Below are 12,466 nucleotides of genomic sequence, written 5' to 3'. Positions count from 1 at the left end.
GAGCGGGATGCGGCAACGAAAAGCTGTGCCGGGTGAGCAGCGGATGAAAGGTTCTGTGTGCGGACGGGCTGTTGGCGTGCGCATACCCGCCCGGCACCGGGCAAGTTTCTTTCAACAGAAAACGGGCCCCGAAGGGCCCGTCGAAGAAGTCAGTTACAAGCAGGCCTTACGCCGGCCGGTGCGCGTCGTACTGGCCGTGTTCGCGGTAGCGTTCCAGATAGGTCGGCAATACGGCGGCAAGCGTTGCCGGGGGAACGCCGATGCCTTCCAGGGTGCGGCCTTCCGCCTTTGCCTTGTCAGACACCACGTTGTCGGTTTTCAGCAGCTCGACCTGATCGGCGGTGAACGGCGCGTAGGGGAAGAGCTGCAGAACCTTGCCCATGGCAGATGCGACCGGGAAGGGCAGCGGCAACAGAACGCGGTTGCGGCGGGTGACTTCCAGCACGTCTTCCAGGCAAGACTTGAAGCTTTTCACTTCAGGGCCGCCGAGTTCATACGTGGTGCCACCGGCAAGCTGGCCATCGACAGCGCGGGCAACGGCTTCGGCAACGTCGCAGACATAAACCGGCTGGAACTTGGACTCGCCGCCACCAAGCAGCGGCAGCACAGGCGAGAAGCGGGCCATGTCGGCAAACTTGTTGAAGAACTTGTCTTCCGGACCGAACACGATGGATGGCCGCAGGATGACGCTGCCGGGCAGGGTTTCCAGAACACCGGCTTCGCCGACCGCCTTGGAGCGGGCGTAGGCGGAGCTGCTCTGTGCGTCCGCACCGATGGCAGAGATATGCGTGATCCGATCAAGGCCAGCAGCACGCGCGGCTTCCGCGATCGCTCGCGGACCGAAACTCTGCACCGCGTCGAAGGACTGTTTGCCGCTGGGGGCCAGGATGCCGACGGCATTGACCACCGCATCCGCGCCGATCACGGCCCGGTCGACCGACCAGCGATAGCGCAGGTTGGCCTGTACCGGCATGATCTGGCCAACGGCGCCAAGCGGCTGAAGATGAGTCGCCAGATCGGGACGGCGGACGGCTGCGCGCACGCGGTAACCGCGCTTGGCGAGCGCCTGAACGATATGACGGCCAAGGAATCCCGATCCGCCGAAAACCGTGACGAGTTTGCCGTTAAGTGCTGTGGACATCCTGAAAATGCCTTCTGTCGCGTCCAAAAGGAGAGGCGGCCTGGAATTTGGCCGGCTCAGTCTGGGAGTTTCTTAGCCCTTTGCCGCGGGTCTGTGAAGGGCTCGCTGTGAATGAATAAAAAAAGTCACACAGAGTGATTGACAAGCCCCGGAACCACCCTTACAAGCCCCCCTCACAGCCCAGGTGGCGGAATTGGTAGACGCACTAGCTTCAGGTGCTAGCGCTCGCAAGGGCGTGGAGGTTCGAGTCCTCTCCTGGGCACCAAATTCCGGTTTTGGACACACTACCAAGGTCCAGAACAATCAAAAAAAGCTCCGGTTTTCCGGAGCTTTTTTCGTTTCTGGGGCTGCTTCGGCGTTTTGGCCTAGTGGCCTACCGATTTCGAGAAAACATTGATGATCACCACCCCGCTAAGGATCAGTCCAAGGCCGATCAGGGCCGGCAGGTCGAGTTTCTGGTCGAACACCAGCCAGGCGACCATGGTGATGAGAACGATGCCCGCTCCGGACCAGATTGCGTAGACGATTCCCGTCGGCAAAACGCGAATCGGATAGGACAGCAGCCAGAAAGAGATCGCATAACCGGCCACGGTGATGATCGAAGGCAGCAGGCGGGTGAAATTTTCGGTTTTTGCCAGAGCGGAAGTGGCGATCACCTCGGCGACGATGGCCGCGACGAGGAAAAGATAGGTGGCGGCGAGGCTGTTCGGCATCTCTGGCTCTTTTAAGCGGTGAGGGAGCTCCGGATGAAGGTACGCGGGCCCTTCAGGGAGTGAGTGGTTTTCGTGTCGTCTGTTTATACGAAAAAGGCCCGCGTGCGCGGACCTTTCTGAAGGTTGGGGCTGTATTTCCGGGCGGCTGTCTGGCGCAAATCACGATGCACGATCCTTCTGGTTGAAGGCGACACGCTCTAGAAGGTGTATTTGCTTTCCAGCAGCAGGCCGTAGCGGTGATAGTTCTGGTCGAGAACCACTTTCTCACCAGTGACGACATATCTGCGGTCGAAATTCGAGTGGAGCCACCAGTAGCGGCCGCCGACGCCCAGTTGCCAGTTCTTGGTCAGGTCGACATTCAGCATCGCATCTGCTTCCAGACCATAGGTCCAGTCGCTTTCCCAGTTTTCGATCTTGTTGTAGCTCCAGGGGACACCTGCGACGTCAACAGACCAGCCGGCGCGTTGGCCGATGTCGCCTTCAGCAGTCATGCCGAGGCGGATCGCATGCCAGTCGCGGGACTGTTCTACGGTCAGGTTTCCGTATTTCGCCGAAACGTCGTCGGACAGGTACTGGTAGCCGACGAACCCTTTCAGCCGCACCTGGTTGTTTGCAAATTGCGCAAAGCCCCAGCCGCCGTCGAGAACAACATATCCGAGCGAGGTCTCATCGGTTTCGTCCATCTCGTAGCCAGAGAAATGCACATCGCCGCCGTCGCTCCTGCCGAGGCCGACATAGCCCCTGAAGAAGGTGTTGGACGTCGTGTCCTCGAGCGTTCCGACCAGTTCAGCGGTGTGAGAGGTCACATTATCCGTGCTGGAAATGTCGAAGCCGCTGTTGTCCAGATCGGAGCGCGACTGGCTGTACCAGTATCGCAGACCGATGCTGCCGCGCAGCGTCGATGGCTGATAGAGCTCGCCGGGCCCTGAGTAGACATCCGCAGCGGAGGCAAGGGGCGCCGAAGAAAGCGCAAGGAAGGCCGCAATCGGAAGGGACTGCAAAAGTCTTTTCATGGCTGAAACACCGCTTGTCTGATTCCGCGGAAATGCGCGCTATTGGTGTGTCAGGTATTGCAATTTATGGTTAACAGTGCGTGAAGGCACACCTGTTTAAGTCAGGTGACGCAGCGTCCCGCCCGGCGGGCCTTGCAAAGGAGGCAGGCCCCGGCACAGGCCCAACACGGCCCCGGCAAGCCTTGCTGCGGGGCCTCTGGTGAAAGTGATTTGGCTCAACCGCCTCCCGCACACTTTCAAGGGGGGGGAGGCGGCGACTTACCGGTGATGGATCAGATCGGATAGCCCTGACCGGGATCTTCGATGGTGATCCAGCGCAGTTCCGTGAACTCGTTGATGCCTGCCGTACCGCCGAAGCGGCCATAGCCGGAGGATTTCACACCGCCAAAAGGCATCTGCGCTTCGTCAAAGACAGTCGGGCCATTGATGTGGCAGATGCCGGACTGGATGTCCTTGGCAACTTCCAGAGCCCTGCGGGTATCCTGCCCGAAGACGGCAGCCGAAAGGCCGTAGTCCGTGTCGTTGGCGATCTCGATGGCATGGGCGGTGTCGCGGGCGCGGATCATCGTGGTGACAGGACCGAAGCTTTCCTCGCCGTAGATGCGCATCTCCGGAGTAACCAGATCGACGATAGTCGGGGCCATCACGGTGCCTTCCTCCGGCACGCCGCCGCACAGAACCTTTGCGCCTTTCGCAACGGCGTCGTCAATCAGGGCTTTGACATGGTCGACCGTGTCGCGATCGACAACCGAGCCGATATGAACCTGTTCGGTTGGCGCGCCCACTTTAAGCGCGCTGGCGCTGGCCGCGAATTTCTCCGCAAAGACGTCTGCAATGGACTGATCGACAACAACTTTTTCCGTGGACATGCAGATCTGTCCCTGGTTCATGAAAGCGCCGAACCGGGCGGCATTGACCGCACCGTCGAGATCGGCATCGTCGAGCACCACCAGTGAAGCCTTGCCGCCGAGTTCCAGAAGGCAGGGTTTCAGGTGCTTGGCAGCACGCTCTGCGATGATCCGGCCAACGCGGGTCGATCCGGTAAAGTTGATCCGGCGCGTCAGCGGGTGATCGACCAGCGCGTTGACCACTTCGGGAGCGTCAGCTGCATCGTGGGTCAGGATGTTCAGGACGCCCTTGGGCAAGCCCGCATCAGCCATGACGTCACCCAGAAGCCTGTGCAGGCCCGGACATTTCTCGGAGGCTTTCATCACCACCGTGTTGCCGCAGGCAATCGGCAGCGCGAAACAGCGGACACCCAGAATGGTCGGAGCGTTCCACGGCGCCATGCCGACCAGAACGCCAACAGGCTGGCGGTAACCCATGGAAAAGGATCCGGGCTTGTCGGAGGGGATGATCTCGCCCTTGATCTGAGTGGTGGAAGCGGCCGCTTCACGCAGGATCTTGGCGGCGAACATGTTGTTGAAACCGAGCCATGGCGCGGTCGCCCCTGTCTCGCGAATGCCGACCTCGACGAACTGCGGCGTGCGTTCTTCCATGAGATCGGCAGCCTTGTTGAGGATCTTGCGCCGTTCACTCGGGCCAGTCTTCGACCACGCGGCAAAGGCAGCCTGCGCGGACTGCACAGCCTTGTCGACGTCGGCCGCCACCGCGGCTGCCGCCACGCTGGCGCGTTCGCCGCTGACCGGGTTCTTGCGTTCGAAGACAGCCGCGTTGCTGGCTGCCTGGTCCTCGTTGTCGATGAAAAGGCCGTAGTCCATGGGATCCTCCGTTGTGTTGGTCTTGTTTTGTCCCGTCAGTCGTCCGGGCCTGCGAACAGGGCGGAGTAGACGAGTGTCTGGTTGGCGTGTTCGCGCATGATCGATTCAGCGCGCTGTGGGTCGCGTTTCGAGATCGCGTCGAAGATGAGGCGGTGCTGCATGTTGCCCAGGCGCAGGCGCATCATGTCTTCTTCGGCCTTGTCGGCGCTGAACACCACCGTGCCCAGCTTGAGCATCGGGAGGCTTTCCATGCGATCGAACGCATAGCCGATGTAGTCGTTGCCGCACTGGCGCATGATCGTCTCGTGAAAGGCGACATTGCCGTCCTGATAGCGCGAGATCTTGTCACCATCCGCCGATGTGTCGGTTAGCGCGATGTCCATGTCCTTGATGACGGATTTCAGCGTCGCCTCGACGTCCTTGCTCATGCCGCTCTTGGCAAGCGTGCCGGCAGCCAGGCCTTCCAGTACACCGCGCACCTCGTAGGCGTGCTTGATGTCGCCCAGATTGAATTCCTGCACCGTGAAGCCGCGACCGTCACGCTTCTTGATGAGACCTTCCACCTCCAGCGCGCGCAGTGCCAGCCGTGCAGGTGTTCGCGACACGTCGAACATGTCGGCAACGCTCACTTCGCTGATCTTCGAGCCCGGTGCCAGCGAGCCGTCCATGATCATGCGATGAAGAACTGCCAGCACGCGCTTGTCGGACGGGGCTGTTTCATTTGCCTTGGTCGTCATCTGTCCTTGCCATTTTCGGATCCATACCTGTTCGAAGGCATGGACCTTATCATGAGCATTTTCATATTTATGTATCCAAAAATAGCGCTTTGTCATTACAAAATTTCTGAAATCACCATTATTGGATGCAGTATGTTGCAAAGTTGAAAATTTATGGATACAAAGCTGAGGCGCGATCAAACGCATGATCTGCGCGACTGGGAGGAGTTCTGATGCGTAGAATAGTTTTTGGAGCGAACGCGCTTGTCGCGGCGCTGCTGGCCTCCACGGCCTTTGCCGCGGACCCGATCAAGATCGGCCGCGTGGTGCATATGACCGGTCCGGCGGCAGGAGGTGATGCTGCCAGCCACAGCCCGAATGTGGAGCTCTGGGTTAGCCAGGTGAACGGACGCGGTGGCCTGATGGTCGGCGGCGAGCGCCGTCCTGTGGAACTGGTCGAATATGACGACAAATCCAATCCGGCCGAGATGATCAAGGCGGTGCAGCGTCTCGCCACGCAGGATGAAGTCGATTTTCTGCTGACGCCCTGGGGCACCGGTTTCAACGCGGCAGCTGCTCCGATCTTCGCAAAATACGGTTATCCGCAAATCTCGGTGACCAACATCACCGACGAGATCGAGGAACTTTCCGAACGGTTTCCAAACATGTTCTTCACCCTCGGCAACACGACCGGTTTTGTCGAGGGCCTGCGCGACACCTTGAACAAGCTTCGTGACAACGGTGCCATCGGCAACAAGGTGGCCATGGTCAACGTGGCAGATGCCTTCGGCATAGAGCTTGCGGCCGTCGCCCGTGAAGTTCTGCCGGCGGCTGGCTACGAGATTGTCTTCGACAAGTCCTACCCCCTCGGCACGGCGGATCTGTCCCCGGTGGTCAAGGGAGCCAAGGCGACCGAACCGGATGCGTTCATCGCCTTTTCCTATCCGCCGGATACCTTTGCCCTGACGGAGCAGGCGATCATTGAAAATCTCGATGTCGGCGCCTTCTATACGGCTGTCGCGACAGCGTTTCCCGCCTACGCCGGCAAATTCGGCAGCAAGATCGAAGGTAATCTCGGGGCAGGGGGCGTCAATCTCGATCTGGAGCCGATGACGGAATACCGCGCGGCCTTCAACGAGCTTCATGGCAACCAGCCTGAATATTGGGCTGCAGCCACCTACTATGCCAGCCTGCAGGTTCTGGAACAGGCGATCGAAGGGGCCGACAGTACGGACCGCGAGGCCGTGACCGAGTACATCAAGGCCAACAGCTTTGACACCGCCCTCGGCACGATCAGCTTCGACAAGCACAATGAATCGAAGCACTACTGGACGGTGGGCCAGTGGCACGACGGCCAGTTCAATGCCGTCGCCGGCGTCGGTGTCCCGGTTGCGGTCGAGCCGGTCGCCAAGGAAGGCTGGAACTGAAGACCTTCGGACCGGCCGGCTCAGGCCGGTCCGGATCGTCTCGCGAATTGGTAGTTTAGATGGACATCCTGATTTCCGGCCTGCTTCTGGGCGGAACCTATGCGCTCATAGCCATGGGGCTCAATCTGCAATATGGCGTCGCCCGGATCATGAACCTTGCCAATGGCGAGGTTCTGGTCATGGGAGCACTGGCGTCGTTTCTTGCCTTTACCGCGGCTAGCTTAAGTCCGCTGATCACGGTGTTCCTCGTGGCGCCATTGGCGTTCGCAACCAGCTGGCTGGTTTACCGCGTCCTGCTTCTGCCGCTTGTCCGGCGGGCAAAAACGCAGGGCCAGCTGGAGGTGGACTCCATTCTGGCAACCTTCGGAATGGCATTCATTCTGGTGGGTACCATGGTGTTGATCTATCCGGAACTGTTTGCCTATTCCTTCCTTGCCGTTCCGGTGGACGTTGCCGGAACGACGGTTGCCGCCAACCGGCTGGTTGCCTTCGGCGGGGCCGTGGCCATCAGTCTGGCGCTTTATCTCTGGCTGAACCGGTCCAACGCCGGATTGGCTGTCCGGGCTGTTGCCGTCAGTCCGATGGCAGCCGGCCTTGTCGGCATCAACGTCGAACGCATCAGCGCGCTGGCCTTTGCCATCGGCGGCACGATCACGGCGATGGGGGGCGTGCTGATTTCAACCTTCGTCACGCTGGATCCGTCGTTCGGTGTCATCTTCACCATGAAGGCGTTGATCATCGTGATCATGGGCGGGGTCGGCGACATTCGCGGGGCGATTGTGGCTGCGCTGATCCTGGGCGTGGTGGAAACCGCCGTGGCGACGCTGATCGATCCGGGGCTGACCCTGGCTGCTGCCTACACGATCTTTCTGCTTGTTCTCCTGTTTCGGCCCCAGGGTCTGTTTGGCAGGAGACCTGCATGAACATTTCAGCCCTTGCTATGCCCGGCGCCGCAGCGCTTCTGGCGGCCGCCGCATGCGTTCCCTTTGTTGCAGACGGCTACTGGCTGTCGATCGCCGTAACCGTTCTGATGTATGCCGCCCTTGCCACTTCATGGTCGCTGTTTTCCGGGCCGACCCATTACATTGCCCTGTCCACGGGCGCCTTTTTCGGCATCGGTGGCTATCTGGTCGGCCTCGGCATGAGCGATTACGACCAGAGCTTCTGGGCCATGGCGGCACTCGCCCCCGTTGTCGCGACAGCGCTTGCCGCGCTGATCGGCTGGGCAACCCTGCGCCTGTCCGGCGTCTATTTTGTCATCTTCACGCTCGGTCTTGCGGAAATGGTCCGCAACCTCGTCAGCTGGGTGCAGAACAATTTCCTCGGCAGCCGCGGGCTCTATGTGCTCACCGACCTGGACGAAACGCATATCTACTGGATGCTGCTTGCCGTTCTTGCCGCCGTGTTCGCGTTCGGCTGGTGGCTTGGGCGGTCGCGGCTCGGGTTCGCGCTGCGCATTCTCGGCAATGACGAGGCCGTGGCGCGTCACGTCGGCATCAATACCGCGCGCACCAAGGTCCTGATGTTCATGACCACCGGCTTCGTCGCCGCTCTCGTCGGCGCCATCGTCGCACCGCGCTACTACTACATCGAACCGAATGTCGTGTTCTCGCCAGAGCTCAGTTTCGTCGTTGTCATCATGGCTCTTCTGGGTGGCACGCGGAAACTTTACGGCCCGCTTCTGGGCGTTCTTCCCTTCACGCTTCTGTGGGAGGTGATTTCTGTCTCTTTCCCCAATGCCACCACGCTGGTTCTGGGTCTCGCCTTTCTTTTGATCGTCTATTTCCTGCCGAATGGTGTCACCGGACTTTTCGGCAAGCTTCTGGCAGGGAGGTCGTCATGACACCAGGTCAACCGATCCTTCACGTGGAAAGCCTCAGCAAGCGCTTCGGCGGTCTTGTTGCAGTGAACAATGTCAGTTTCCAGGTACTCGAGCATGAGGTGATGGGGCTGATCGGGCCGAACGGGTCCGGCAAGTCCACGACCATGAACATGATTTCCGGCGCCCTGAAGCCGAGCTCCGGGGCAATCATTCTCAAGGGGCAGGATCTGACCAGGAAAAAGCCCCACGAAATTGCCCGCTCTGGCGTTTCCAGAACCTTCCAGCTTGTCCGCATTCTGCCGGAGCTGACCGTGCTGGAAAACGTCATCGCCGGCGGCGTCTTCGGCCATGCCAGGCGCTGGGGGAAGGAGGTGGAAACCTTCGCGACGGAGCTTCTGGCAAGGGTCGGTCTGGAAGGGCAAAGTGGCAAGCCGGTCTCCGCACTGACCTACATCGACCAGAAGCGGCTGGAACTTGCCCGCGCACTCGCCAGTGAACCGGAAGTCCTTCTTCTGGACGAGTGGCTCGCCGGTCTCAATCCGTCCGAACTGACGGTCGGCATCGATCTGATTGCCAGCCTGCGCCAGGAGGGGCGTACGATCATTCTTGTCGAACATGTCATGGACGCCATCCGCTCGCTATGCGACCGGTGCCTGGTGATCAACTCCGGCGCCCGGATTGCCGAAGGCACACCTGAAGACGTGCTTTCCGACCCGGAAGTCATCCGGGCCTACCTGGGGGACGGCTGATGCTGGATATCAACGGGCTCACCGTCACCTATGGTCTTCATGCAGCCCTTCAGGGTGTCAGCCTGACCGCATCGAAAGGCGAGATCGTCGTCATCCTCGGCGCAAACGGGGCCGGCAAGAGTTCGCTGTTGCGGGCCATCGCCGGGATCAGTGAAGGAACGGTCAGTGGTGAGGCGGCACTCGCTGGCCAATCCCTTCGCCAGATGAAAGCGGACAGGATCGTCGAGGCTGGCATAGCCTTCGTGCCGGAAGGTCGAGGCATATTCGGCGATCTCAGCGTCTGGGAAAACCTGATGCTGGGTGCCTATCCGGAGCGGGCGCGAGCAAGCCGGCAGGAGAACCTGGAAAAGGTGGTTGCTCTCTTTCCGAAGCTGGCACAGCGGCGCAACCAGACCGCCCGAACCATGTCGGGTGGCGAACAGCAGATGGTGGCCATCGGCCGCGCCATGATGTCGAACCCGGACATCCTGATGCTGGATGAGCCGTCCCTCGGCCTGTCTCCACTCCTGTCGGGCGAACTCTTCGAGAACCTGTCGCGCATCCGGGAAACCGGCATCGGCGTCCTTCTGGTCGAACAGAACGCCAAGCGAAGCCTGGCGATCGCGGACAGGGGGTATCTGATTGAAAACGGCCTGATCACAGGTGCTGATACGGCATCTGCCCTGCTCAATGATCCGGCCGTACAGAAAGCCTATCTAGGATCGGGATAAACACCGGCCGGAGAATAAGCAATTGTCCACCTTGACCTTCCAGCAACTGGAGGGCCTATCTGATGAGGAGATCGAAGATCCATCAGGGCGAACATCATGCAGGATACAGAGATCCAGCCGAACCAGACTGGCGAGGCAGGCAAGGTCACGGACCCGGTCTGCGGCATGTCGGTTACTCTTGGAAAAGGTAAGCCGAGCCTGAAATACAAGGGCAAGGAGTTCCACTTCTGCAGTCCGAAGTGTCACGACAAGTTCGAGGCTGATCCCTATTTCTATGTGTCCGGCAATAGCAGGAAGAAAAAGGCGATGGAGGCGGAACAGTCCGCCAAGGGCGCACTTTATACCTGCCCCATGCACCCGCAAATCGTCCAGGAAGGTCCGGGAACCTGCCCGATTTGCGGGATGGCACTGGAACCGCAGAGCGGCGTTTCCGACGAACCCAACCATGAGCTGGTCGATTTTACCCGCAGGCTCTGGGTCAGCGCCCTGGCGGCTGTCCCGCTTCTGATCCTGACCATGGGGCCGATGGTAGGCGTGCCGATCCGCGACTGGATCGGCGAAGGCGTTGCGATCTACCTTGAAGTCCTGCTGGCTACGCCGGTAGTCCTGTGGGCAGCCTTGCCTTTTTTCCAGCGGGGCTGGGCGTCTCTGGTCACTCGCAATTTCAACATGTGGACACTGATCATGATCGGTGTCGGTGCAGCCTATCTCTATTCCATGATTGCCGCTTTCCTGCCTTTCCTGTTTCCGGATGCGCTGAAGGGACCGGAAGGCCATATGCCGGTTTATTTCGAGGCCGCGGTGGTGATTATCGCGCTGGTCTTCGTAGGCCAGGTGCTGGAACTGAGCGCCCGCGAACGCACGGGCGACGCGATCCGCGCCCTGCTGGACCTTGCCCCCAAGACAGCCCGGCGGATCACGCCGGAGGGTGACGAATACGACGCACCGCTTGAGAATATCCTCGCAGGGGATCTGTTGCGCGTTCGCCCAGGCGAGGCTGTTCCGGTCGACGGCGTGGTCAAGGAGGGTGGTTCATCCGTCGATGAAAGCCTGGTCACCGGGGAACCGGTTCCGGTTGAAAAGAACCCGGGAGACAAGGTTACCGGCGGAACGCTCAACAAGACCGGGTCCTTCACCATGGAGGCGAAGCTGGTCGGTGCGGACACCATGCTGTCCAAGATCGTCGACATGGTTGCCTCGGCGCAACGTTCACGGGCCCCGATCCAGGGGCTGGCCGATCGCGTTGCAGGATATTTCGTGCCTGCGGTACTCGGTGTGGCGGTGCTTGCTTTCGTGATGTGGCTGTTCCTAGGTCCAAGCCCTTCATTCGTTCACGCGGTTGTCGCAGCCGTCTCGGTGCTCATTATCGCGTGTCCGTGTGCACTCGGCCTTGCCACCCCGATGTCGATCATGACGGCAACGGGCAGAGGCGCACAGGCCGGCGTTCTGGTAAAGACCGCCGAAGGTCTGGAACGGCTAGCAGCGGTGGATACGATCGTCGTTGACAAGACGGGAACCCTCACCGAAGGCAAACCGGTTGTCGATGAGATTGTTCCGGCCGCCGGCAAAAGCGAAATGGAGCTTCTGCGGCTGGCCGGCGCGCTTGAAAAAGGCTCGGAACACCCGCTTGCCGAAGCGATCCACGGGGCAGTCAAAAGCCAGGATCTGGATCTGCCCAGGGCAGAAAACTTCGAAGCCGTCACGGGGAAAGGCGTGCGTGCACGGGTCGATGATGCAGTCGTTCTTTTTGGCAACGCCGCTTTTGCCAGCGAAAGTGGCGCCGATTTGTCCGATCTTGGCGATCGTGTCGAAGAACTGGCTGAGCTGGGCAAGACGGTGATGTATCTGGTGCAAGAGGCTGGTGAGACAGCGCAGCTTCTTGGGCTCATCGCCGTTGCGGATCCGGTCAAGGCAAATGCCGGGGCAGCCATCAGCGCCCTGCATGACGACGGTATCAGGATCGTCATGGCAACGGGCGATGCGCCCCGCACGGCAGACGCCGTAGCCAAGCTGCTGGGGATTGACGAGGTTCACGCCGGTGTGTTGCCGGAAGGCAAGAAAAAGCTCATTGAAGACCTGAAGTCCAGGGGGGCAACGGTTGCCATGGCTGGTGACGGTGTCAACGATGCGCCCGCATTGGCTGCTGCCGATGTCGGTCTTGCCATGGGCACGGGGGCCGATGTCGCGGTGGAAAGCGCCGGACTGACGCTGCTCAAGGGCGACCTGGAAGGCATCCTGCGTGCCCGGAAGCTTGCCCGCGAGACGGTTCGCAACATCCGGCAGAACCTCTTTTTCGCCTTCGTCTATAATGCGGTCGGTGTGCCTGTGGCAGCCGGTGTGCTTTATCCGGTCTTCGGCGTACTGCTGTCGCCGATGCTGGCCGCCGCCGCCATGAGCCTGTCTTCGGTTTCGGTTATCAGCAACGCGCTGCGTCTGCGCACGCTGAAGCTCTAA

At 60.3% G+C, this 12,466-nt stretch carries 11 protein-coding genes and 1 tRNA gene; 7 read left to right on the top strand and 5 right to left on the bottom strand.

Annotation, left to right across the window (positions count from 1 at the left end):
* Positions 1–166 precede the first annotated feature (166 nt).
* Positions 167–1,141: a complex I NDUFA9 subunit family protein gene (locus ACP90_RS21050; protein ID WP_062491845.1), complete on the bottom strand. Its 975-nt coding sequence runs from the start codon at positions 1,139–1,141 to the stop codon at positions 167–169.
* A 178-nt stretch (positions 1,142–1,319) separates the two neighbouring features.
* Here ACP90_RS21050 and ACP90_RS21045 point away from each other — a divergent pair.
* Positions 1,320–1,406: transfer RNA gene (locus ACP90_RS21045), tRNA-Leu, on the top strand.
* A gap of 100 nt (positions 1,407–1,506) precedes the next feature.
* On the opposite strand, the gene ACP90_RS21040 is transcribed toward ACP90_RS21045, so the two are convergent.
* The 4 genes from ACP90_RS21040 to ACP90_RS21025 all read right to left on the bottom strand — a co-directional run bounded on the left by ACP90_RS21040 (position 1,507) and on the right by ACP90_RS21025 (position 5,325).
* Positions 1,507–1,854 (bottom strand): SMR family transporter, encoded by a 348-nt coding sequence (locus tag ACP90_RS21040; protein ID WP_055658316.1) that lies wholly within the window; start codon positions 1,852–1,854, stop codon positions 1,507–1,509.
* A gap of 197 nt (positions 1,855–2,051) precedes the next feature.
* Positions 2,052–2,867 carry a hypothetical protein gene (locus ACP90_RS21035; RefSeq protein WP_062489858.1) on the bottom strand — a complete coding sequence of 272 codons (816 nt, stop codon included), beginning with the start codon at positions 2,865–2,867 and terminating at the stop codon, positions 2,052–2,054.
* 272 nt (positions 2,868–3,139) lie between these two features.
* The gene (locus ACP90_RS21030; protein WP_062489857.1) at positions 3,140–4,588 is read right to left on the bottom strand and encodes an aldehyde dehydrogenase; all 1,449 of its coding nucleotides are present in this window, start codon (positions 4,586–4,588) and stop codon (positions 3,140–3,142) included.
* Positions 4,589–4,623: 35 nt separating this feature from the next.
* Complete coding sequence (locus ACP90_RS21025; protein WP_055658321.1) at positions 4,624–5,325, bottom strand: GntR family transcriptional regulator; 702 nt, start codon at positions 5,323–5,325, stop codon at positions 4,624–4,626.
* Positions 5,326–5,537: 212 nt separating this feature from the next.
* Here ACP90_RS21025 and ACP90_RS21020 point away from each other — a divergent pair, with 212 nt between their 5' ends.
* The 6 genes from ACP90_RS21020 to ACP90_RS20995 all read left to right on the top strand — a co-directional run bounded on the left by ACP90_RS21020 (position 5,538) and on the right by ACP90_RS20995 (position 12,466).
* Positions 5,538–6,731, top strand: a complete 1,194-nt coding sequence (locus tag ACP90_RS21020; protein WP_062489853.1) for an amino acid ABC transporter substrate-binding protein — start codon at positions 5,538–5,540, stop codon at positions 6,729–6,731.
* Between the two features lie 59 nt (positions 6,732–6,790).
* Positions 6,791–7,654, top strand: a complete 864-nt coding sequence (locus ACP90_RS21015) for a branched-chain amino acid ABC transporter permease (protein WP_062489850.1) — start codon at positions 6,791–6,793, stop codon at positions 7,652–7,654.
* Positions 7,651–8,574, top strand: coding sequence for a branched-chain amino acid ABC transporter permease (locus ACP90_RS21010; protein ID WP_055658326.1), 924 nt, complete (start codon positions 7,651–7,653; stop codon positions 8,572–8,574). Before ACP90_RS21015 ends, ACP90_RS21010 begins: the two co-directional genes overlap by 4 nt.
* On the top strand, positions 8,571–9,302 hold the full coding sequence (locus tag ACP90_RS21005) for an ABC transporter ATP-binding protein (protein ID WP_062489848.1): 732 nt from the start codon (positions 8,571–8,573) through the stop codon (positions 9,300–9,302). The genes ACP90_RS21010 and ACP90_RS21005 overlap by 4 nt, the downstream gene beginning before the upstream one ends.
* Positions 9,302–10,012, top strand: a complete 711-nt coding sequence (locus ACP90_RS21000; protein WP_062489846.1) for an ABC transporter ATP-binding protein — start codon at positions 9,302–9,304, stop codon at positions 10,010–10,012. Before ACP90_RS21005 ends, ACP90_RS21000 begins: the two co-directional genes overlap by 1 nt.
* 96 nt (positions 10,013–10,108) lie before the next feature.
* Positions 10,109–12,466 (top strand): heavy metal translocating P-type ATPase, encoded by a 2,358-nt coding sequence (locus ACP90_RS20995; RefSeq protein ID WP_062489844.1) that lies wholly within the window; start codon positions 10,109–10,111, stop codon positions 12,464–12,466.

This window comes from Labrenzia sp. CP4 (assembly GCF_001579905.1).
Taxonomy (GTDB): domain Bacteria; phylum Pseudomonadota; class Alphaproteobacteria; order Rhizobiales; family Stappiaceae; genus Roseibium; species Roseibium algicola.
This window is presented reverse-complemented; position numbering and strand designations above follow the sequence as displayed.

What these genes read in the sequence shown, in the direction of transcription:
- ACP90_RS21025 (WP_055658321.1), bottom strand. Translation starts at nt 5,325, where the DNA reads ATGACGACCAAGGCAAATGAAACAGCCCCGTCCGACAAGCGCGTGCTG.
- ACP90_RS21050 (WP_062491845.1), bottom strand. Translation starts at nt 1,141, where the DNA reads ATGTCCACAGCACTTAACGGCAAACTCGTCACGGTTTTCGGCGGATCG.
- ACP90_RS20995 (WP_062489844.1), top strand. Translation starts at nt 10,109, where the DNA reads ATGCAGGATACAGAGATCCAGCCGAACCAGACTGGCGAGGCAGGCAAG.
- ACP90_RS21015 (WP_062489850.1), top strand. Translation starts at nt 6,791, where the DNA reads ATGGACATCCTGATTTCCGGCCTGCTTCTGGGCGGAACCTATGCGCTC.
- ACP90_RS21030 (WP_062489857.1), bottom strand. Translation starts at nt 4,588, where the DNA reads ATGGACTACGGCCTTTTCATCGACAACGAGGACCAGGCAGCCAGCAAC.
- ACP90_RS21040 (WP_055658316.1), bottom strand. Translation starts at nt 1,854, where the DNA reads ATGCCGAACAGCCTCGCCGCCACCTATCTTTTCCTCGTCGCGGCCATC.
- ACP90_RS21005 (WP_062489848.1), top strand. Translation starts at nt 8,571, where the DNA reads ATGACACCAGGTCAACCGATCCTTCACGTGGAAAGCCTCAGCAAGCGC.
- ACP90_RS21000 (WP_062489846.1), top strand. Translation starts at nt 9,302, where the DNA reads ATGCTGGATATCAACGGGCTCACCGTCACCTATGGTCTTCATGCAGCC.
- ACP90_RS21035 (WP_062489858.1), bottom strand. Translation starts at nt 2,867, where the DNA reads ATGAAAAGACTTTTGCAGTCCCTTCCGATTGCGGCCTTCCTTGCGCTT.
- ACP90_RS21020 (WP_062489853.1), top strand. Translation starts at nt 5,538, where the DNA reads ATGCGTAGAATAGTTTTTGGAGCGAACGCGCTTGTCGCGGCGCTGCTG.
- ACP90_RS21010 (WP_055658326.1), top strand. Translation starts at nt 7,651, where the DNA reads ATGAACATTTCAGCCCTTGCTATGCCCGGCGCCGCAGCGCTTCTGGCG.